Annotated in this window: 18 protein-coding genes; 16 read left to right on the forward strand and 2 right to left on the reverse strand. The window is 58.5% G+C overall.

The annotated features are described in order from the left end of the window. Positions 1–206: 206 nt before the first annotated feature. Entirely contained in the window at positions 207–1,496 is a 1,290-nt protein-coding gene (gene gltA, locus AC1Q8Q_RS24000; protein WP_007959044.1) for a citrate synthase, read from the reverse strand. Between the two features lie 363 nt (positions 1,497–1,859). Here gltA and sdhC point away from each other — a divergent pair, with 363 nt between their 5' ends. From sdhC to AC1Q8Q_RS24060, 12 genes are all read left to right on the forward strand, one after another. After that, positions 1,860–2,234, forward strand: a complete 375-nt coding sequence (sdhC, locus tag AC1Q8Q_RS24005; RefSeq protein ID WP_083348457.1) for a succinate dehydrogenase, cytochrome b556 subunit — start codon at positions 1,860–1,862, stop codon at positions 2,232–2,234. Then, the gene (sdhD, locus tag AC1Q8Q_RS24010) at positions 2,228–2,596 is read left to right on the forward strand and encodes a succinate dehydrogenase, hydrophobic membrane anchor protein (protein ID WP_083348458.1); all 369 of its coding nucleotides are present in this window, start codon (positions 2,228–2,230) and stop codon (positions 2,594–2,596) included. The genes sdhC and sdhD overlap by 7 nt, the downstream gene beginning before the upstream one ends. Positions 2,597–2,599: 3 nt before the next feature. Next, the gene (gene sdhA / locus AC1Q8Q_RS24015; RefSeq protein WP_168757467.1) at positions 2,600–4,372 is read left to right on the forward strand and encodes a succinate dehydrogenase flavoprotein subunit; all 1,773 of its coding nucleotides are present in this window, start codon (positions 2,600–2,602) and stop codon (positions 4,370–4,372) included. Between the two features lie 11 nt (positions 4,373–4,383). After that, positions 4,384–5,088 carry a succinate dehydrogenase iron-sulfur subunit gene (locus AC1Q8Q_RS24020; protein ID WP_083348460.1) on the forward strand — a complete coding sequence of 235 codons (705 nt, stop codon included), beginning with the start codon at positions 4,384–4,386 and terminating at the stop codon, positions 5,086–5,088. A gap of 275 nt (positions 5,089–5,363) precedes the next feature. Beyond that, positions 5,364–8,195, forward strand: coding sequence for a 2-oxoglutarate dehydrogenase E1 component (locus AC1Q8Q_RS24025; protein ID WP_020799804.1), 2,832 nt, complete (start codon positions 5,364–5,366; stop codon positions 8,193–8,195). Between the two features lie 42 nt (positions 8,196–8,237). After that, positions 8,238–9,458: a 2-oxoglutarate dehydrogenase complex dihydrolipoyllysine-residue succinyltransferase gene (gene odhB / locus AC1Q8Q_RS24030; RefSeq protein ID WP_020799803.1), complete on the forward strand. Its 1,221-nt coding sequence runs from the start codon at positions 8,238–8,240 to the stop codon at positions 9,456–9,458. Between the two features lie 98 nt (positions 9,459–9,556). Beyond that, entirely contained in the window at positions 9,557–10,993 is a 1,437-nt protein-coding gene (lpdA, locus tag AC1Q8Q_RS24035; RefSeq protein WP_020799802.1) for a dihydrolipoyl dehydrogenase, read from the forward strand. A gap of 196 nt (positions 10,994–11,189) precedes the next feature. Continuing rightward, positions 11,190–12,356 (forward strand): ADP-forming succinate--CoA ligase subunit beta, encoded by a 1,167-nt coding sequence (gene sucC, locus AC1Q8Q_RS24040; RefSeq protein WP_007919879.1) that lies wholly within the window; start codon positions 11,190–11,192, stop codon positions 12,354–12,356. Beyond that, the gene (sucD, locus tag AC1Q8Q_RS24045; protein WP_007919877.1) at positions 12,356–13,237 is read left to right on the forward strand and encodes a succinate--CoA ligase subunit alpha; all 882 of its coding nucleotides are present in this window, start codon (positions 12,356–12,358) and stop codon (positions 13,235–13,237) included. Before sucC ends, sucD begins: the two co-directional genes overlap by 1 nt. A gap of 323 nt (positions 13,238–13,560) precedes the next feature. Beyond that, a complete protein-coding gene (brnQ, locus tag AC1Q8Q_RS24050) occupies positions 13,561–14,874 on the forward strand; it encodes a branched-chain amino acid transport system II carrier protein (RefSeq protein WP_020799801.1) in 1,314 nt (437 codons plus the stop codon). A gap of 273 nt (positions 14,875–15,147) precedes the next feature. After that, positions 15,148–15,885: a DUF599 domain-containing protein gene (locus tag AC1Q8Q_RS24055; RefSeq protein ID WP_020799800.1), complete on the forward strand. Its 738-nt coding sequence runs from the start codon at positions 15,148–15,150 to the stop codon at positions 15,883–15,885. Continuing rightward, a complete protein-coding gene (locus AC1Q8Q_RS24060) occupies positions 15,885–16,286 on the forward strand; it encodes an MAPEG family protein (protein ID WP_151141006.1) in 402 nt (133 codons plus the stop codon). The genes AC1Q8Q_RS24055 and AC1Q8Q_RS24060 overlap by 1 nt, the downstream gene beginning before the upstream one ends. 67 nt (positions 16,287–16,353) lie before the next feature. Here AC1Q8Q_RS24060 and AC1Q8Q_RS24065 read toward each other — a convergent pair whose 3' ends face one another. After that, the gene (locus AC1Q8Q_RS24065; protein ID WP_020799798.1) at positions 16,354–16,590 is read right to left on the reverse strand and encodes a hypothetical protein; all 237 of its coding nucleotides are present in this window, start codon (positions 16,588–16,590) and stop codon (positions 16,354–16,356) included. Between the two features lie 158 nt (positions 16,591–16,748). Here AC1Q8Q_RS24065 and AC1Q8Q_RS24070 point away from each other — a divergent pair, with 158 nt between their 5' ends. The 4 genes from AC1Q8Q_RS24070 (at position 16,749) to AC1Q8Q_RS24085 (ending at position 20,457) form a co-directional block, all read left to right on the forward strand. Continuing rightward, entirely contained in the window at positions 16,749–17,225 is a 477-nt protein-coding gene (locus tag AC1Q8Q_RS24070) for a PaaI family thioesterase (protein WP_020799797.1), read from the forward strand. Continuing rightward, the gene (locus AC1Q8Q_RS24075; RefSeq protein WP_168757469.1) at positions 17,222–17,674 is read left to right on the forward strand and encodes a PaaI family thioesterase; all 453 of its coding nucleotides are present in this window, start codon (positions 17,222–17,224) and stop codon (positions 17,672–17,674) included. Before AC1Q8Q_RS24070 ends, AC1Q8Q_RS24075 begins: the two co-directional genes overlap by 4 nt. An 81-nt stretch (positions 17,675–17,755) precedes the next feature. Continuing rightward, entirely contained in the window at positions 17,756–19,660 is a 1,905-nt protein-coding gene (gene htpG / locus AC1Q8Q_RS24080; RefSeq protein ID WP_033044612.1) for a molecular chaperone HtpG, read from the forward strand. Between the two features lie 68 nt (positions 19,661–19,728). Next, on the forward strand, positions 19,729–20,457 hold the full coding sequence (locus AC1Q8Q_RS24085) for a dienelactone hydrolase family protein (protein WP_020799794.1): 729 nt from the start codon (positions 19,729–19,731) through the stop codon (positions 20,455–20,457). The last annotated feature ends 12 nt before the right edge of the window (positions 20,458–20,469 follow it).

The raw sequence follows: 20,469 nt of genomic DNA on the forward strand, positions 1-20,469 counted from the left end.
ACCGAACGCCAGGGGCAAGAGCCCTTGGTTACTTGGGGCTTTTCCAAGTGACTCGCCGTAAGGGCGAAACCCTAAGTGGCCGTGACCGCAGGAATGGATATGTACCCAATCCCAATCCCAAACAGCCACCATCGCCCAAACAAAAACGGCCCCTATATATAGAGGCCGTTCCCGGTACAACTCAACACGCTACAGCAAGACAAATCTTACTTGCGGTCTTCCAGCTTGGTGATGTCACGCGACTCGTAGCCGGTGTACAGCTGGCGCGGACGGCCGATCTTGTACGGGCTGGAGAGCATTTCTTTCCAGTGGGAGATCCAGCCCACGGTCCGCGCCAAGGCGAAGATCACGGTGAACATGCTGGTTGGAATGCCGATCGCCTTGAGGATGATCCCCGAGTAGAAGTCGACGTTCGGGTACAGCGAGCGTTCGATGAAGTACGGGTCGGTCAGGGCGATCTCTTCCAGGCGCATGGCCAGTTCGAGCTGCGGATCGTTCTGGATGCCCAGTTCCTTCAGTACTTCGTCGCAGGTCTGCTTCATCACAGTGGCGCGAGGGTCGCGGTTTTTGTAAACGCGGTGACCGAAGCCCATCAGCTTGAACGGATCGTTCTTGTCCTTGGCCTTGGCGATGAACTTGTCGATGTTCGAGACATCGCCGATTTCATCGAGCATGGTCAATACGGCTTCGTTCGCACCGCCGTGGGCAGGGCCCCACAGTGCGGCGATGCCGGCAGCGATACAGGCGAACGGGTTGGCACCCGAGGAGCCCGCCAGGCGCACGGTGGAAGTCGACGCGTTCTGCTCGTGGTCGGCATGGAGGATGAAGATCCGGTCCATGGCCTTGGCGAGTACCGGGCTGATCGGTTTGATCTCGCACGGGGTGTTGAACATCATGTGCAGGAAGTTTTCCGCGTACGACAGGTCGTTGCGCGGGTACATCATGGGTTGGCCCATGGAGTACTTGTAAACCATCGCGGCCAGGGTTGGCATCTTGGCAACCAGGCGGATCGCGGAGATTTCGCGATGCTGCGGGTTATTGATGTCCAGGGAGTCGTGGTAGAAGGCCGAGAGGGCGCCGACTACACCACACATGACGGCCATCGGGTGGGCGTCACGGCGGAAGCCGTTGAAGAAGGTCTTCAGCTGCTCGTGAACCATGGTGTGGTTCTTCACGGTGCCGACGAACTGGGCCTTCTGCTCTGCGGTCGGCAGTTCGCCGTTGAGCAGCAGGTAGCAGGTTTCCAGGTAGTCCGACTTTTCAGCCAGTTGTTCGATCGGGTAGCCGCGGTGCAGCAGGATGCCGTTGTCGCCGTCGATATAGGTGATCTTCGACTCGCAGGAAGCGGTCGACATGAAACCAGGGTCGAAAGTGAAGCGGCCCGTGGCCGTCAGGCCCCGAACATCGATAACATCGGGACCAACGGTGCCGGTTAAAATGGGCAGCTCGACGGGGGCTGCGCCCTCGATGATCAACTGCGCTTTTTTGTCAGCCATGTGGCCTCCTATTTATGCTTGAAATCATCAGACAGACCCCCCACGCAGGGCCCGCACCACTATAGTGAGATAAATTTGAATGTCAATTTGCCTAAAGTCTTGCTCCAGAAGGCTTTAACCCTACTTTTTTATCGAAATTGACCGCCATTTACGCCTTTTATACGTGTTGCGCAATGCGCCGTTTTGGGAAGGTATGTCCGTTGTCATTAGTAGCCTAACTGTCTATACTCGGCCACCGACCGCCAAGGGCTTTTGGGCTTGCGTTATTGGGGGTCGCCTCCCTGGGTGGTGATTACCTGACCAGTGCACTCCCCAACAACTTTGCCCTGATTGTTAGGGGCTCTTCAGTGTGAAAAAAAAGCCGTGAAAAGCCAACGACCTGTAAACCTAGACCTAAGGACCATCAAGCTCCCCATCACCGGCGTTACGTCGTTTCTTCACCGTGTTTCCGGCATCATCCTCTTCCTGGGCCTGGGCTTCATGCTTTATGCATTGGGCAAATCCCTGGGTTCGGAGGAAGGCTTTGCCGACGTGAAGGCAACCTTGACCAGCCCTCTGGCCAAGTTCGTAGCATGGGGCCTCCTATCCGCTCTCCTGTATCACCTGGTAGCCGGTGTGCGCCACATGATTATGGACATGGGCATCGGTGAGACGCTGGAAGGCGGCACGCTGGGCTCGAAAATCATTATCGCCGTATCTGCGGTGCTGATCATTCTGGCGGGAGTTTGGATATGGTAACCAGCGTAACGAACCTGTCGCGTTCGGGCCTCTATGACTGGATGGCACAACGTGTGTCTGCGGTTGTTCTCGCGGCTTATTTCATCTTCCTGATCGGATACCTCGCAGCGAATCCGGGCATTGGCTTTGACCAATGGCATGGCCTGTTCGCTCACAACGGGATGCGTATCTTCAGTCTGCTGGCCCTTGTTGCCCTCGGCGCTCACGCCTGGGTTGGCATGTGGACCATCGCGACCGACTACCTGACGCCGATGGCGCTGGGCAAGTCCGCAACTGCAGTACGTTTCCTTTTCCAGGCAGTATGCGGCGTTGCGATGTTCGCTTACTTCGTCTGGGGTGTGCAGATTCTCTGGGGTATCTGATTCATGGCTAACATTCCAACGATTTCTTTCGACGCCATCATTATTGGTGGTGGCGGTGCCGGCATGCGCGCAGCGCTGCAACTGGCGCAAGGCGGTCACAAGACCGCGGTAATCACCAAGGTTTTCCCGACCCGTTCGCACACCGTATCCGCCCAGGGCGGCATCACCTGTGCCATCGCGTCCGCCGACCCGAACGATGACTGGCGCTGGCACATGTACGATACCGTCAAGGGCTCCGACTACATCGGTGACCAGGACGCTATCGAATACATGTGTCAGGAAGGCCCGGCCGCCGTTTTCGAGCTGGACCACATGGGTCTTCCGTTCTCGCGTACCGAAACCGGCCGTATCTACCAGCGTCCGTTCGGCGGTCAGTCCAAGGACTACGGTAAAGGTGGCCAGGCTGCCCGTACCTGCGCCGCTTCCGACCGTACCGGTCACGCGCTGCTGCACACCCTTTATCAGGGCAACCTGAAAGCCGGTACCACGTTCCTGAACGAGTACTACGCCGTTGACCTGGTGAAAAACCAGGCTGGCGAATTCGTCGGCGTTATCGCCATTTGCATCGAAACCGGCGAAACCACCTACATCCGTGCCAAGGCTACCGTTCTGGCCACCGGCGGTGCAGGTCGTATCTATGCGTCCACCACCAACGCCCTGATCAACACCGGTGACGGCGTCGGCATGGCCCTGCGTGCTGGCGTGCCGGTACAAGACATCGAGATGTGGCAGTTCCACCCGACCGGCATCGCCGGCGCCGGTGTACTGGTGACCGAAGGTTGCCGTGGTGAAGGTGGTTACCTGATCAACAAGCACGGTGAGCGTTTCATGGAGCGTTATGCTCCGAACGCCAAGGACCTTGCCGGTCGTGACGTCGTGGCCCGTTCGATGGTTAAAGAGATCATCGCCGGCAACGGCTGTGGTCCGAATGGCGACCACGTGATGCTCAAGCTCGACCACCTGGGCGAGGAAGTGCTGCACAGCCGTCTGCCAGGCATCTGCGAACTGTCGAAGACTTTCGCACACGTTGACCCGGTTGTTGCTCCGGTTCCGGTTGTTCCTACCTGCCACTATATGATGGGCGGCGTTGCCACCAACATCCACGGCCAGGCGATCACCCAGGACGCCGAAGGCGTGGACACCATCATCCCGGGCCTGTTCGCTGTAGGCGAAGTGGCTTGCGTATCGGTTCACGGCGCCAACCGTCTGGGCGGCAACTCGCTGCTCGACCTGGTGGTCTTCGGCCGTGCTGCCGGCCTGCACCTGGAAAAGGCGCTGACCGACGGTATCGAATACGACGAAGCCACCGAAGCCGACATCACGGCGGCCCTGTCGCGTCTGTCCGCCCTGAACGAGCGTACCGATGGCGAAGACGTGGCAACCCTGCGTCGCGAGCTGCAAAACTGCATGCAGAACTACTTCGGTGTATTCCGTACCGGCGAATACATGCAGAAGGGTATTGCCCAGCTGGCCGATCTGCGCAAGCGCATCGCCAACGTCAAGATCAACGACAAGTCGCAGGCGTTCAACACCGCGCGTATCGAAGCTCTGGAACTGCAGAACCTGCTGGAAGTGGCCGAAGCCACCGCCATCGCTGCCGAAGTGCGTAAAGAGTCCCGCGGCGCTCACGCCCGTGAAGACTTCGAAGATCGTGACGACGAAAACTGGCTGTGCCACACCCTGTACTTCCCGGGTGAGAAGCGCGTTGCCAAGCGTGCCGTGAACTTCTCGCCGAAGACGGTTCCGACTTTTGAACCTAAGATTCGGACTTATTAAGGGTGGCCGCCATGTTGCAAGTCAGTGTTTATCGTTACAACCCTGATCAGGACGCTGCGCCGTTCATGCAGGAATTCCAGGTCGATACCGGTGGTAAAGACCTGATGGTGCTGGACGTACTGGCCCTGATTAAAGAGCAGGACGAAGGTTTCTCCTATCGTCGCTCCTGCCGTGAAGGTGTTTGCGGCTCCGACGGCATGAACATCAACGGCAAAAACGGCCTGGCGTGTGTCACGCCGCTGTCCGCCGTCGTAAAAGGTAACAAGTTGATCGTTCGTCCTCTGCCAGGCTTGCCGGTTATCCGTGACCTGGTCGTCGATATGAGCATCTTCTACAAGCAATACGAGAAGGTTAAGCCATTCCTGCAGAACGACACGCCGGCTCCGGCCATCGAGCGTCTGCAGTCCCCTGAAGAGCGTGAAAAGCTCGACGGTCTGTACGAGTGCATCCTGTGCGCCTGCTGCTCGACCTCTTGCCCGTCCTTCTGGTGGAACCCGGACAAGTTCCTGGGTCCAGCTGCCCTGCTGCAAGCGTACCGCTTCCTGGCAGACAGCCGTGACACCAAGACGTCCGAACGTCTGGCTGCGCTGGATGACCCGTTCAGCGTATTCCGCTGCCGCGGGATCATGAACTGCGTCAACGTATGTCCGAAAGGCCTGAACCCGACTAAGGCCATCGGTCACATCCGTCACATGCTGCTCTCGAGCGGTGTGTGAAACAGCTGTTGTAACCCAGCTGTTGTAAATGCAGTACCGCTGTAAATGTAGAGGCTAAGGCGCGGGCTTCAACCCGCGTCGTAGCTATAACCAGAGCAGCAGCTTAAAAGGCTGCGGCTCTTATTTTGAAGAAATGAGACAAGCAGGGGCATCCGGGCTGGTACCCGGACTATCAGTGTGATCCTAGTGGCTTGTTTTGGTCGCTGCATTTGGACTTCTGCAAGTTTGCTCGGTGTCGACACCGGTGGTGTTCCCCTAACCGAGGGTGACCAAGCATGCAAGAAAGCGTGATGCAGCGCATGTGGAACAGCGCCTACCTATCCGGTAGTAACGCTGCCTATGTGGAAGAGCTCTACGAGCTCTACCTGCACGACCCTAACGCTGTGCCAGAAGAGTGGCGCACCTACTTCCAGAAGTTGCCTGCTGACGGCAACCCTGCCACCGATGTTTCGCACTCCACAATTCGCGATCATTTCGTCTTGCTGGCAAAGAACCAGCGCCGCGCCCAACCGGTTTCCGCCGGCAGCGTGAGCAGTGAGCACGAGAAGAAGCAAGTTGAAGTGCTGCGATTGATCCAGGCCTACCGTATGCGTGGCCACCAGGCAGCCCAGCTTGACCCGCTGGGGCTGTGGCAGCGTCCTGCACCTGCAGACCTGTCGATCAATCATTACGGCTTGACCAATGCCGATCTTGATACGACCTTCCGTGCCGGCGACCTGTTCATCGGCAAAGAGGAAGCGAGCCTACGCGAAATTCACGAAGCGTTGCAGCAGACATATTGCCGCACCATCGGCGCTGAGTTTACGCACATCACCGATTCCGAGCAGCGCCAGTGGTTCCAGCAGCGTCTGGAAAGCGTGCGTGGCCGTCCGACGTACTCCGCCGACATCAAGAGCCACCTGCTCGAGCGCGTGACCGCCGGTGAAGGCCTGGAAAAATACCTGGGCACCAAATACCCGGGTACCAAGCGTTTCGGCCTGGAAGGCGGCGAAAGCCTGATTCCGATGCTCGACGAGCTGATCCAGCGTTCCGGTTCCTACGGCACCAAGGAAATCGTCATCGGCATGGCCCACCGTGGCCGTCTGAACGTACTGGTCAACACCTTCGGCAAGAACCCGCGCGAGCTGTTCGACGAGTTCGAAGGCAAGAAGAAGGTCGAGCTGGGTTCCGGTGACGTTAAATACCACCAGGGCTTCTCGTCCAACGTGATGACCACCGGCGGTGAAGTTCACCTGGCCATGGCGTTCAACCCGTCCCACCTGGAAATCGTTTCCCCGGTGGTCGAGGGTTCGGTGCGCGCCCGTCAGGATCGTCGTAACGACCTGACCGGTGAGAAAGTCCTACCGATCTCCATCCACGGTGACGCGGCATTCGCCGGTCAAGGCGTGGTGATGGAAACCTTCCAGATGTCGCAGACCCGCGGTTTCAAGACCGGCGGTACCGTGCACATCGTGATCAACAACCAGGTCGGTTTCACCATCAGCAACCCGCTGGACTCGCGTTCCACCGAGTACGCCACCGACGTTGCGAAGATGATCCAGGCGCCGATCCTCCATGTGAATGGCGATGATCCGGAAGCCGTGTTGTTCGTGACCCAGTTGGCCATCGACTACCGCATGCAGTTCAAGCGTGACGTGGTGATCGACCTGGTCTGCTACCGTCGTCGCGGCCACAACGAGGCCGACGAGCCAAGCGGCACCCAGCCGATCATGTATCAGCAGATCACCAAGCAGCGCACTACCCGTGAGCTGTACGCTGATCGCCTGACCCAGGCCGGTGTACTGGACGCTGAGCGTGTCCAGGCCAAGGTCGACGAGTACCGCAACGCGCTGGACAACGGTCTGCACGTCGTGAAATCGCTGGTCAAGGAACCGAACAAAGAGCTGTTCGTGGACTGGCGTCCGTATCTGGGCCACGCCTGGACCGCGCGTCACGACACGCGCTTCGACCTGAAGACCTTGCAGGAACTGTCCGCCAAGCTGCTGGAAATTCCGGAAGGCTTCGTGGTTCAGCGCCAGGTTGCCAAGATCTACGAAGACCGTCAGAAGATGCAAGCCGGCGGCCTGCCGATCAACTGGGGTTACGCCGAAACCATGGCGTACGCGACCCTGGCGTTCGAAGGTCACCCGATCCGCATGACCGGCCAGGACATCGGCCGCGGTACGTTCTCGCACCGTCATGCCGTGTTGCACAACCAGAAGGACGCGGGCACCTACATCCCGTTGCAGAACCTGTACGACGGTCAGCCACGCTTCGACCTGTACGACTCGTTCCTGTCCGAAGAAGCGGTACTGGCGTTCGAGTACGGTTACTCGACCACCACGCCGAACGCGCTGGTTATCTGGGAAGCCCAGTTCGGCGACTTCGCCAACGGCGCCCAGGTTGTAATCGACCAGTTCATCACCAGTGGCGAGCACAAGTGGGGCCGTCTGTGCGGTCTGACCATGCTGCTGCCGCACGGTTATGAAGGTCAGGGGCCGGAGCACTCCTCGGCTCGTCTGGAGCGTTACCTGCAGCTGTGCGCCGAGCACAACATCCAGGTGTGCATGCCAACGACGCCGGCACAGATCTACCACTTGCTGCGCCGTCAGGTGATTCGCCCGCTGCGCAAGCCACTGGTAGTCCTGACTCCGAAGTCGCTGCTGCGCCACAAGCTGGCCATCTCGACCCTGGAAGATCTGGCCGAAGGTTCCTTCCAGACCGTTATCCCGGAAATCGACGCCCAAGACCCGAAAAAGGTCGAGCGCGTTGTCCTGTGTAGCGGCAAGGTCTACTACGACCTGCTGGAAAAACGCCGTGCCGAAGGCCGTGACGATATCGCCATCGTGCGTATCGAGCAGCTGTACCCATTCCCTGAGGACGACTTGAAAGAAGTCCTGGCTCCCTACACCAACGCCAAGCATGCCGTTTGGTGCCAGGAAGAGCCGATGAACCAGGGCGCGTGGTACTGCAGCCAACACCACATGCGTCGCAGCATCAGCAACCTCAACAAGTCTCTCGTACTCGAGTACGCGGGCCGCGAGGCTTCTGCTGCACCGGCATGCGGTTACGCATCGATGCACGCCGAACAGCAGGAACAACTGCTGCAAGACGCCTTTACTGTTTAACGCCTTCGCGCACCTGAAACCGAATTTAAGGAACCACAGATAATGGCTATCGAGATCAAAGCCCCCACTTTCCCGGAATCGGTTGCCGATGGCACCGTTGCCACCTGGCACAAAAAACCGGGCGACGCGGTCAAGCGCGACGAACTGATCGTCGACATCGAAACCGATAAAGTCGTACTCGAAGTGTTGGCTACCGCTGATGGCGTGCTGGGCGCTATCGTCAAGAACGAAGGCGACACCGTTCTGTCCGACGAAGTCCTGGGCTCCATCGAAGCGGGCGGCGCTGCTGCCGCTCCAGCTGCTGCGGCTCCTGCCGCCGCTGCCCAGGCTGCTGCCCCTGCCGCCGAAGGCGAAGACGATCCTGTTGCTGCACCGGCTGCGCGCAAGCTGGCTGAAGAAAACGGCATCAACATCGCTTCCGTTGCCGGCACTGGCAAAGGCGGTCGCGTGACCAAGGAAGACGTGGTTGCAGCCGTTGCTGCCAAGAAAGCCGCTCCGGCTGCCGCGCCTGCCAAGGCTGCCGCACCTGCCGCTGCTGCTCCGGTGTTCGCTGCCGGCGATCGCATCGAGAAGCGTGTACCGATGACCCGCGTGCGGGCCACCGTTGCCAAGCGCCTGGTCGAAGCCCAGTCGAACATGGCGATGCTGACCACGTTCAACGAAGTCGACATGACCGAAGTCATGGCGCTGCGTTCGAAGTACAAGGATCTGTTCGAGAAGTCCCACAACGGCGTGCGCCTGGGCTTCATGTCCTTCTTCGTGAAAGCGGCCACCGAAGCGCTGAAACGCTTCCCGGCTGTCAACGCCTCGATCGACGGCGCTGACATCGTTTACCACGGCTACGCTGACGTCGGCGTTGCGGTTTCCAGCGATCGCGGCCTGGTTGTTCCGGTTCTGCGTAACGCCGAACTGATGAGCCTGGCTGAAATCGAAGGCGGCATCGCCACCTTCGGCAAGAAAGCCCGCGACGGCAAACTGTCGATGGACGAAATGACCGGTGGTACCTTCACCATCACCAACGGCGGTACCTTCGGTTCGATGATGTCGACCCCGATCGTCAACCCGCCACAAGCAGCCATCCTGGGCATGCACAACATCATCCAGCGTCCTATGGCCATCAACGGCCAGGTCGTTATCCGTCCGATGATGTACCTGGCCCTGTCCTACGATCACCGTCTGATCGATGGCAAAGAAGCTGTGACTTTCCTGGTGACCATCAAGAACCTGCTGGAAGATCCGGCTCGTCTGTTGCTGGATATCTGATAGAAGCAGTCGCGAGCTGCAAGCCCAGGCTGTCGGAAAACCCGCAGCCTGGCTTGTCGCTTGCGGCTTCAAGCTTTTCGCTAAAGAGGATTTTTTGAATGTCGCAGAAATTTGACGTAGTAGTGATCGGCGCGGGCCCTGGCGGCTACGTAGCTGCCATCAAGGCCGCTCAGTTGGGCCTCAGCACTGCCTGCATCGAGAAGTACACCGACAAGGATGACAAACTGGCTCTGGGCGGTACTTGCCTGAACGTCGGCTGCATTCCGTCCAAGGCGCTGCTGGACAGCTCCTGGAAGTACAAGGAAGCCAAAGAAGGCTTCGCGATCCACGGTATCAACCACGCTGGCGTGACCATGGACGTGCCAGCAATGGTCGGCCGTAAAGCCACCATCGTCAAAGGCCTGACCTCCGGTGTTGCAACCCTGTTCAAAGCCAACGGTGTGACCTCCATCCAGGGTCACGGCAAGCTGCTGGCCGGCAAGAAAGTTGAAGTCACCAAGCCTGACGGTTCGGTAGAAGTCATCGAAGCCGAGAACGTGATCCTGGCTCCAGGTTCGCGTCCGATCGACATTCCACCGGCTCCGGTCGACCAGAATGTGATCGTCGATTCCACCGGCGCCCTGGAATTCCAATCCGTACCAAAACGCCTGGGCGTAATCGGCGCTGGCGTGATCGGTCTGGAGCTGGGTTCGGTCTGGTCGCGTCTGGGTGCAGAAGTGACTGTCCTGGAAGCCCTGGACACTTTCCTGATGGCCGCTGACGCAGCCGTTTCCAAGGAAGCGCTGAAAACCCTGACCAAGCAGGGCCTGGACATCAAGCTGGGCGCTCGCGTGACCGGCTCCAAAGTGAACGGCGACGAAGTCGTGGTGAACTACACCGATGCCAACGGCGAACAGAACATCACTTTCGACAAGCTGATCGTAGCCGTTGGTCGCCGTCCAGTGACCACTGATCTGCTGGCTGCCGACTGCGGCGTGACCCTGGACGAGCGCGGTTTCGTGCACGTCGACGATCACTGCGCCACCACCGTACCGGGCGTCTACGCCATCGGTGACGTGGTTCGCGGCATGATGCTGGCGCACAAGGCGTCGGAAGAAGGCATCATGGTTGTCGAGCGCATCAAGGGCCACAAGGCCCAGATGAACTATGATTTGATCCCTTCGGTTATTTATACTCACCCGGAAATCGCGTGGGTTGGTAAAACCGAGCAGGCCTTGAAAGCTGAAGGCGTTGAAGTTAACGTCGGCACCTTCCCGTTCGCAGCCTCCGGCCGTGCCATGGCTGCCAACGACACCGGTGGTTTCGTCAAGGTCATCGCAGATGCCAAGACAGACCGCGTATTGGGCGTCCACGTGATTGGCCCAAGCGCTGCCGAACTGGTTCAGCAGGGTGCGATCGGTATGGAATTCGGCACCAGCGCTGAAGACCTGGGCATGATGGTTTTCTCCCATCCGACCCTGTCTGAAGCCTTGCACGAAGCTGCTTTGGCAGTGAATGGCGGCGCCATCCACATCGCCAACCGCAAGAAGCGTTAAGACAATAAGAAACCACGGCGGAATGGCCCGTCGTGAGCCTTGCATGCAAGACTCACCGCGGAATATCCGCTGGACGCAGCCTTGCATGGCTGCACCGGTTGTCCGGAAAGGCCATGCAAGCAGCAGTCACAGGTGGTGCGGCACTTGAATGAGTGCAGCACCGAATGCGCAGTACCTAACGAAGACGGTAATAAGCATGAATCTTCACGAGTATCAGGGTAAGCAGCTGTTCGCTGAGTACGGCCTGCCAGTTTCCACCGGTTACGCGGTAGACACCCCGGAAGCAGCAGCAGAAGCTTGCGACAAGATCGGCGGCAGCGAGTGGGTTGTCAAAGCCCAGGTCCACGCCGGTGGTCGCGGTAAAGCGGGCGGCGTAAAGCTGGTTCGCAGCAAAGAAGACGCCAAGGCCTTCGCACAGCAGTGGCTGGGCAAGCGTCTGGTGACTTACCAGACTGACGCCAATGGCCAGCCAGTCACCAAGATCCTGGTTGAATCGTGCACTGATATCGCTAAAGAGCTGTACCTGGGCGCTGTCGTTGACCGTTCGAGCCGTCGCATCGTGTTCATGGCTTCCACCGAAGGTGGCGTGGACATCGAGAAAATCGCTCACGACACTCCAGAAAAAATTCTGAAAGCCACTATCGATCCACTGGTTGGCGCTCAGCCATTCCAGGGTCGCGAGCTGGCATTCCAGCTGGGTCTGGAAGGCAAGCAGGTTGCTCAGTTCGCCAAGATCTTCGTAGGTCTGGCCAAGCTGTTCAAGGATCACGACCTGGCCCTGCTGGAAGTGAACCCGCTGGTGATCAAGGCTGACGGCGATCTGCACTGCCTGGACGCCAAGATCAACATCGACGCCAACGCCATGTACCGTCAGCCTAAGCTGAAGACTTTCCACGATCCGTCGCAAGACGATCCGCGCGAAGCGCACGCTGCCAAGTTCGAACTGAACTACGTAGCGCTGGAAGGCAACATCGGTTGCATGGTCAACGGTGCTGGCCTGGCCATGGGTACCATGGACATCGTCAACCTGCATGGCGGCAAGCCAGCCAACTTCCTCGACGTGGGCGGCGGTGCTACCAAGGAACGCGTTACCGAAGCGTTCAAGATCATTCTGTCCGACACCAACGTCGCTGCAGTACTGGTTAACATCTTCGGCGGCATCGTTCGTTGCGACATGATTGCCGAAGGCATCATTGGCGCCGTGAAAGAAGTCGGCGTGAAAATCCCGGTTGTTGTTCGCCTTGAAGGCAACAACGCTGAGCTGGGCGCTAAAGTACTGGCAGAAAGCGGTTTGAACATCATCGCTGCTACCAGCCTGACCGACGCTGCTCAACAAGTTGTCAAAGCTGCGGAGGGCAAATAATGAGCGTCCTGATCAATAAAGACACCAAAGTTATCTGCCAGGGTATTACCGGTTCGCAAGGTAGTTTCCACACCCAGCAAGCCATCGAGTACGGCACCAAGATGGTGGGTGGTGTAACTCCAGGCAAAGGCGGTACCGAGCACCTGGGCCTGCCAGTGTTCAACACCGTGAAAGACGCTGTAGCTGCCACTGGCGCCACCGCCAGCGTGATCTACGTTCCGGCTCCTTTCTGCAAGGACTCGATCCTGGAAGCTGCCTTCGGCGGCATCAAGCTGATCGTGTGCATCACCGAAGGCATTCCTACCCTGGACATGCTGGACGCTAAAGTTAAGTGCGACGAGCTGGGCGTAGTCCTGATCGGCCCTAACTGCCCAGGCGTGATCACCCCAGGCGAATGCAAGATCGGCATCATGCCAGGTCACATTCACTTGCCAGGCAAGGTCGGTATCGTTTCCCGTTCCGGCACCCTGACCTACGAAGCTGTGAAGCAGACTACTGACGCCGGTTTCGGTCAGTCGACTTGCGTCGGCATCGGTGGTGACCCGATCCCGGGTTCGAACTTCATCGACATCCTGAAGCTGTTCCAGGAAGACCCGAAGACCGAAGCGATCGTGATGATCGGCGAGATCGGCGGTTCGGCTGAAGAAGAAGCGGCTGCCTACATCAAGGCACACGTGACCAAGCCGGTTGTTTCCTACATCGCTGGTGTGACTGCTCCTCCGGGCAAGCGCATGGGCCATGCTGGCGCAATCATCTCTGGCGGCAAAGGCACTGCAGACGAGAAATTCGCTGCTCTGCAAGACGCAGGCGTTAAAACCGTGCGTTCGCTGGCAGACATCGGCAAGGCCCTGGCCGAGCTGACCGGTTGGGCTGTCAAGTAAGCCTCGCGCTTAGCTGACGCTTCACCAAACAAAGGCCACCTTCGGGTGGCCTTTGTCGTTTGTGGCTGATCGTTCCCACGATCTGGGTCGGGGCGGGAAAATTAAGTATGTAAACGCGACATGGAAACGTCGTGTATCGGATAGTTCGCCCTCAAACAGTGCGTTTGTCGCCCAAATTCGTTAGGCTACGCGCCATTTTTGCGTCCGCGCCCACAAGGCTGCAACGCGCTTAAAGGGTTGGCCCCATACGGACCGACAGCATTTCCCTCACCCATAGGGAAATCCCTCTCTAAATTCCGATTCAGTAGTGTGGTATTTCCTTAATGAAAGTGTTGAAAGGCCAGGACATCCTGGCACTTGGTTTTATGACGTTTGCCCTGTTCGTCGGGGCTGGCAACATCATCTTCCCGCCTATCGTCGGTTTGCAGTCCGGGCCTCATGTCTGGATGGCGGCACTGGGCTTCCTGATCACCGCAGTGGGGCTGCCCGTGGTCACTGTCGTTGCCCTGGCCAAGGTCGGTGGCGCCATGGATGCGCTGAGCAGCCCGATCGGCAAGATCGCCGGTGGCTTGCTGGCAGCAGCGTGCTACCTCGCTGTCGGCCCGCTGTTCGCCACGCCGCGTACCGCTACCGTGTCCTTTGAAGTCGGCCTGGCACCCCTGACCGGCGAAAGCCCACTGGCGTTGTTCCTCTACAGCTCGGTGTACTTCCTGGTGGTGTTCTTCATTTCGCTCTATCCGGGCCGCCTGCTGGATACCGTCGGGCGTTTCCTCGCACCGCTGAAGATCATCGCTTTGGCCGCGCTCGGCATCGCTGCGTTCGCTTTGCCCGCCGGTGATATCGGCCATGCTACGCCTGAGTACGTGGCGGCGCCGTTTTCCCAGGGGTTCATCAATGGTTACCTGACCATGGACACCCTCGGTGCGCTGGTGTTCGGCATCGTGATCGTCAATGCCATTCGCTCGCGCGGCGTCGAGTCGCCAGCGCTGATCACCCGCTACGCGATCATTGCCGGCTTGATCGCCGGCGTGGGCCTGGCGCTTGTCTACATCAGCCTGTTTCGCCTGGGCTCTGGCAGCCATGAAGTGGCGGCTGGCGCTACCAACGGCGCGGCGGTCTTGCACGCCTACGTACAACACACCTTCGGTTCGCTGGGCAGCGGATTCCTTGCGGTGCTGATTTCCCTGGCGTGCCTGGTGACCGCTGTTGGCCTGACCTGCGCCTGCGCCGAATACTTCAGCCGTGTGCTGCCACTGTCCTACAAGACGCTGGTGATTATCCTCGCGGCGTTCTCGCTGCTGGTGTCCAACCTGGGCCTGACCAAGCTGATCGCGTTCTCGATCCCTGTCCTGACCGCGATCTACCCGCCGTGCATCGCCTTGGTGGCCCTGAGCTTCTGCAAGGACTTCTGGCATGAACAAGGGCGCATTGTCGGCCCGGTGATGCTGGTGTCGTTCATCTTCGGCCTGATCGACGCGCTTAAGGGCGCGGGTCTGGCGGACTGGATGCCGACGCAACTGGCGCACTTGCCACTCAGCGAGCAGGGCCTGGCCTGGCTGGTGCCTTCGGTGATGACCCTGGTGGTTGCCGTGGTTTGCGATCGCCTGCTGGGCAAGCGCGAAGAAGCGTTGGCTTAAGCTTTACCGGCCCGCCACAAGCGGGCCTGTAAACGACACAGAAATGCCCCGTATCAATCGATACGGGGCATTTTTTTATGGGGTGATGCGGTGTCTTTTCTTCTGCGCTAACGTCGAAAGACTGCGCAATCCCCTGTAGGAGCGAGCATGCTCGCGAAAAACCTGAGAGCAACGCGTGTATTCAGTAAACACGCGCCATAGTTCGCGACCTTCGCGAGCATACTCGCTCCTACAAGGGGTACGGTGTTCCGCCACCACATCACAAGGACCTGCATGTCGTTCATCCAAGCCAACCTGATCCACATCCTCGCTGCCATCTGGTTCGTCATCTGCTGGGGCGGCTACACCCGCTATGCGACCTGGAAAGGCCGAGATACCGCCTGCCTGGCCAGCGTGCTGCATCTGTATCGCGAAGACTGGATGCGCCGCATGCTGTTGCGTGATAACCGCATCGCCGATGCCAGCGTGATCGGCAACCTGGAACGCAATGCGTCGTTCTTTGCCTCCAGTACCCTGATTATCCTGGCCGGTATTCTCACGGTACTTGGGGCGTCCGAAAGGGCGGTGTCGTTGCTGGCGGATATCCCGATGGTGCAACAGGCTTCCCAGGGGATGTCCGAGATCAAGTTGTTGTGCCTGGCACTGGTGTTCGTCTACGCGTTCTTTACCTTCAGCTGGTGCATGCGCCAGTACAACTTCGCGGCCATCCTGGTGGGCTCGGCGCCCATGGTCGGTGAGCGACATGTGTCGGAGCTGGAGCGCAAAGCCTTTGCCAACCGTGCTGCCCGGGTTATTTCCATGGCCGCCAACCAGTTCAACTTCGGCCTGCGTTCCTACTATTTCGGCATGACCATGTTGGCCTGGTTCGTCAGCCCCTGGTTGTTCATGTTGATGAGTGCCGGCGTCGTGTTCGTGCTGTACCGCCGTGAGTTTCACTCCGACGTTCTCGATGTCATGGTCTATACCCCTACAGAGGCACCGTTGCCCGAGGCGAACAAAGAGGCCGCTTGATGAGTATTCCATTCTGGTGCGTATTTATCAGTGCCGTGCTGATTTACGTGGCGCGCATGCCCGTGACCACGGCGATGAAACAGCAGGGGGGTTACAACAACCACCTGCCGCGCCAACAGCAGGCGCAACTTACAGGCCTGGGCGCGCGCGCGGTGGCGGCCCATCAGAACAGCTTCGAAGCTTTCATATTGTTTGCGGTGGGTGTGTTGATGGCCCACACCACGCAAACAGCGGGATGGCTCATCGATTTGCTGGCAATTATCTTTGTGGTAGCGCGAGTTATCTATCTGGTGTGCTATTGGAAGGACCTGGCCTGGCAGCGAAGTCTGGTGTGGCTGGTGGGTTTGATCTGCTCGTTGTTGTTGATGATTAGTCCGACTTTTCGAACGATTTTGCTCTAACGAGTCAATCGCCGATAAAAGAAAACCCGCACTTGGCGGGTTTTCTTTTATCGCAGCGAGAAGCGGCTTATTGCTTCTTGGCAGCTTCTTCTTGTGCTGCTGCGTTCGATTCAGCCTGAGCTTTGGCAGCTTCGGCGTTTTCTTTCGCCGCATCGTTCACTTTATCCTGAGCTTCGCTCATTTTTTCCTGGGCTTGCTCAGCATGTTGGTTGGCATCTTGAGCTTTGTCCTCGGATTTTTTATCGCAGGCAGCGAGACCGAGGGAAGCGGTCAACATCAAGGCAATAGCTAAAGTCTTACGCATGGGGTGTTTCTCCTTATGGAAATTATCTACTGGCCTTAAGAGCACAGCCAACAGGGTTAAGTTCCTCAAATCCCAGAGATATATAAGTTTGTTCTAACGCGGAACTTTTACCTGGGCCCCGACTTCACTGAAGCACTGTAAACAAGAGTCTTTATCAAATGGCTGAAAATCCCGTTTTTGAGCGTGCAACACGATTTTTGTCGGCGCTGCGGCATTGCCAGGTGCTCGGATTACGAGTTCACAGCGCCAGTGCCGACGGGCTCACCGTGGTGCTGCCTTATAGCCCGCAGATCGTCGGCAATCCCCTGACGGGCGTGATTCACGGCGGCGTCCTGACCACATTGATGGACACCGCTTGCGGCATGTCTACCCTCTGCGTGCTCCCGGAGTTCGAAGTTTGCCCCACCCTCGATTTGCGCATCGACTACATGCACGCAGCCGAACCGAACAAGGATGTCTACGGTTTCGCGCAATGCTATCGGGTGACCACTGATGTGATCTTTGCCCGCGGCTTTGCCTATCAGGATGATCCCGAACAGCCCATTGCCCATGTCGTGGGCACTTTCATGCGCATGGGCAAGGGCATCAAAGGCACCAAGGGTTTTGGCGGCACTATCGCCGGAGGTGCGGCATGAGTGAGTCGTTCAAGGAGCAAGTGCAACTGGCCCATGAGCGGGGAGAGTACGCCCCGTTGTTGAGCCTGATTCCCTACGCCAGTTTGATCGGTGTCGAATGTTCGCGGGTGGGGGATGAGTTGTTGTTTCGCCTGCCGGCCAACAAGGACAACATAGGTAACCCTTTATTGCCGGCCATCCATGGCGGCGTAATCGCCGGGTTCATGGAATTGTCCGCCGCGCTGCACCTGTTGGTGGCCACCGGTTCGCCTTGCGTGCCAAAGATCATCGACTTCTCCCTCGATTACCTGCGCGCCGGGCAGTTTCGCGATACCTGGGCCCGCTGCCAGGTCTGTCGCCAGGGACGCCGGGTCGCCAATGTGGCGGTAACCGCGTGGCAAAGCACTGAAGCCGAGCCCATCGCCACGGCGCGGGCGCATTTCAAACTCGATGAGCCCTTGAAATCCTGAATGGAGCCCCCAACTCTGATGACAACCCGCCGCCGACCCTCATGGTCGCGGCTTATGCCATCTGATTGGAGTTTGATGACCATGAGTGTGGAAACTCAAAAGGAAACCCTGGGCTTCCAGACCGAGGTGAAGCAACTGCTGCACCTCATGATCCATTCGCTGTATTCCAACAAGGAAATTTTCCTTCGCGAACTGATCTCGAACGCCTCTGACGCTGTAGACAAATTACGTTTCGAAGCGCTGGCCAAGCCGCAATTGCTCGAAGGCGGCGCTGAGCTGAAAATCCGTGTGAGCTTCGACAAGGACGCCAAGACCGTCACCCTCGAAGACAACGGCATCGGCATGAGCCGCGAAGACGCGATCACCCACTTGGGCACCATCGCCAAATCCGGCACCGCCGATTTCATGAAGCACCTGACGGGCGACCAGAAGAAAGACTCGCACCTGATCGGTCAGTTCGGTGTTGGCTTCTACTCGGCCTTCATCGTCGCCGACAAAGTCGATGTGTACAGCCGTCGTGCGGGCAGCGATGCCAGCGAAGGCGTGCACTGGTCGTCCAAAGGTGAGGGCGATTTCGAAGTCGCGACCATCGACAAGGCCGAGCGCGGTACCCGTATCGTCCTGCACCTGAAATCCGGTGAAGACGAGTTCGCCGATGGCTGGCGCCTGCGTAACATCATCAAGAAGTATTCCGACCACATCGCCTTGCCGATCGAGTTGCCCAAAGAAGTGGCAGCTGTCGAGGGTGAAGAGAAGCCTGCCGTTGAATGGGAAACCGTCAACCGCGCCAGCGCCTTGTGGACCCGTCCGCGTACCGAAATCAAGGACGAGGAATACCAGGAGTTCTACAAGCACATCGCCCACGACTTCGAAAACCCGCTGAGCTGGAGCCACAACAAGGTCGAAGGCAAGCTGGAATACAGCTCGCTGCTGTACGTGCCGGCACGTGCTCCATTCGACCTGTACCAGCGTGAAGCGCCGAAAGGCCTGAAGCTGTACGTGCAGCGCGTGTTCGTCATGGATCAGGCCGAGTCCTTCCTGCCGCTGTACCTGCGCTTCATCAAGGGCGTGGTGGACTCCAACGACCTGTCGCTGAACGTGTCGCGGGAAATCCTGCAGAAAGACCCGATCATCGACTCCATGAAGTCGGCACTGACCAAGCGCGTGCTGGACATGCTGGAAAAGCTGGCGAAGAACGATCCAGAGCAATACAAGGGCTTCTGGAAAAACTTCGGCCAGGTCATGAAAGAAGGCCCGGCAGAAGACTTCGCCAACAAAGAGAAAATCGCTGGCTTGCTGCGTTTTGCCTCGACCAATGGTGATGACGGCGAACAGGTTGTCGGCCTGACTGAGTACCTGGCACGCGCCAAGGAAGGCCAGGACAAGATCTACTACCTGACCGGCGAAACCTACGCGCAAGTCAAGAACAGCCCGCACCTGGAAGTCTTCCGCAAGAAAGGCATCGAAGTGCTGCTGCTGACCGACCGTATCGACGAGTGGCTGATGAGCTACCTCAGCGATTTCGACGGCAAGGGCTTTGTCGACGTGGCACGCGGTGACCTGGACCTCGGCAACCTGGACTCGGAAGAGGACAAGAAAGCCGCTGAAGAAGTCGCCAAGTCCAAAGAAGGCCTGGTTGAGCGTCTGAAGACTGCACTGGGCGAATCCGTTGCTGAAGTACGGGTATCCCATCGCCTGACCGATTCCCCGGCGATCCTGGCCATCGGCGAGCAGGACCTGGGCCTGCAGATGCGTCAGATCCTCGAAGCCAGCGGGCAGAAGGTTCCGGATTCGAAGCCGATCTTCGAATTCAACCCGGCTCACCCACTGATCGAGAAGCTCGACAGCGAGCAGAGCGACGAGCGCTTCGGCGATCTGTCGCACATCCTCTTCGATCAAGCGGCCCTGGCGGCCGGCGACAGCTTGAAAGACCCGGCGGCCTATGTGCGCCGTCTGAACAAGCTGCTGGTTGAGCTGTCGGCTTAACGGCGTTGTAGAAAAACCCGCTTCGGCGGGTTTTTTCATTCTGGTGTTTAAATAATCAGGAGTCAGATATGAGCCAAATCACTGTACGTTCTGTTGCTTATCAGATTGACGGCCAGCCGTACGAAAGCCGCCTGGCCTTCGACGCTGATCACAAGGGCCCGCGTCCGGGTTTGTTGATGGCGCCGAACTGGATGGGCGTGGGTGCCGGTGCCGAGGAAATCGCCAAATCGGTGGCGGCCAAGGGCTATGTGGTGCTGATCGCGGACCTCTACGGCCAATCGGTGCGCCCGCAGAACAATGATGAGGCAGGCGCGGCAATGATGCCGCTCAAGAATGACCGGCCGTTGCTGCGCAAGCGCATGCAAGTGGCGTTCGAACAGTTGCAAAGCCAGGGTGAGGCCGCTGTCGATACGTCGAAACTGGCCACGTTCGGTTTCTGTTTCGGTGGCTGCTGCGCGCTGGAGTTTGCCCGTACGGGTGCGCCGGTGAAAGCGGCTGTCTCGTTCCACGGCACGCTGGATACACCGAATCCGGCCGATGCGAAAAACATCAAGGGCAAGGTGCTGGTACTGCATGGCGCTTCCGATCCATTGGTGCCTAAAGAACAGCTGCCCGCGTTTGAAGATGAAATGAACGCGGCTGGCGTGGATTGGCAACTGCTGAGTTACGGCGGTGCGTTCCATTCGTTCACCGATCCGCATGCGAACGTGCCGGGCATGATGATGTACGACGCGAAGGTCGCCGCACGCGCGTTCACTTCGATGCACAACTTGCTGGATGAAGTGTTCAAGGGCTGATTGCGGTAGTTT

Source organism: Pseudomonas sp. GW823-FHT06B06 (assembly GCF_058795195.1).

What these genes read in the sequence shown, in the direction of transcription:
- gltA (WP_007959044.1), bottom strand. Translation starts at nt 1,496, where the DNA reads ATGGCTGACAAAAAAGCGCAGTTGATCATCGAGGGCGCAGCCCCCGTC.
- AC1Q8Q_RS24070 (WP_020799797.1), top strand. Translation starts at nt 16,749, where the DNA reads ATGGCTGAAAATCCCGTTTTTGAGCGTGCAACACGATTTTTGTCGGCG.
- htpG (WP_033044612.1), top strand. Translation starts at nt 17,756, where the DNA reads ATGAGTGTGGAAACTCAAAAGGAAACCCTGGGCTTCCAGACCGAGGTG.
- AC1Q8Q_RS24055 (WP_020799800.1), top strand. Translation starts at nt 15,148, where the DNA reads ATGTCGTTCATCCAAGCCAACCTGATCCACATCCTCGCTGCCATCTGG.
- AC1Q8Q_RS24065 (WP_020799798.1), bottom strand. Translation starts at nt 16,590, where the DNA reads ATGCGTAAGACTTTAGCTATTGCCTTGATGTTGACCGCTTCCCTCGGT.
- sucC (WP_007919879.1), top strand. Translation starts at nt 11,190, where the DNA reads ATGAATCTTCACGAGTATCAGGGTAAGCAGCTGTTCGCTGAGTACGGC.
- odhB (WP_020799803.1), top strand. Translation starts at nt 8,238, where the DNA reads ATGGCTATCGAGATCAAAGCCCCCACTTTCCCGGAATCGGTTGCCGAT.
- AC1Q8Q_RS24020 (WP_083348460.1), top strand. Translation starts at nt 4,384, where the DNA reads ATGTTGCAAGTCAGTGTTTATCGTTACAACCCTGATCAGGACGCTGCG.
- AC1Q8Q_RS24025 (WP_020799804.1), top strand. Translation starts at nt 5,364, where the DNA reads ATGCAAGAAAGCGTGATGCAGCGCATGTGGAACAGCGCCTACCTATCC.
- AC1Q8Q_RS24060 (WP_151141006.1), top strand. Translation starts at nt 15,885, where the DNA reads ATGAGTATTCCATTCTGGTGCGTATTTATCAGTGCCGTGCTGATTTAC.
- AC1Q8Q_RS24075 (WP_168757469.1), top strand. Translation starts at nt 17,222, where the DNA reads ATGAGTGAGTCGTTCAAGGAGCAAGTGCAACTGGCCCATGAGCGGGGA.
- brnQ (WP_020799801.1), top strand. Translation starts at nt 13,561, where the DNA reads ATGAAAGTGTTGAAAGGCCAGGACATCCTGGCACTTGGTTTTATGACG.
- sucD (WP_007919877.1), top strand. Translation starts at nt 12,356, where the DNA reads ATGAGCGTCCTGATCAATAAAGACACCAAAGTTATCTGCCAGGGTATT.
- AC1Q8Q_RS24085 (WP_020799794.1), top strand. Translation starts at nt 19,729, where the DNA reads ATGAGCCAAATCACTGTACGTTCTGTTGCTTATCAGATTGACGGCCAG.
- sdhA (WP_168757467.1), top strand. Translation starts at nt 2,600, where the DNA reads ATGGCTAACATTCCAACGATTTCTTTCGACGCCATCATTATTGGTGGT.
- sdhD (WP_083348458.1), top strand. Translation starts at nt 2,228, where the DNA reads ATGGTAACCAGCGTAACGAACCTGTCGCGTTCGGGCCTCTATGACTGG.
- lpdA (WP_020799802.1), top strand. Translation starts at nt 9,557, where the DNA reads ATGTCGCAGAAATTTGACGTAGTAGTGATCGGCGCGGGCCCTGGCGGC.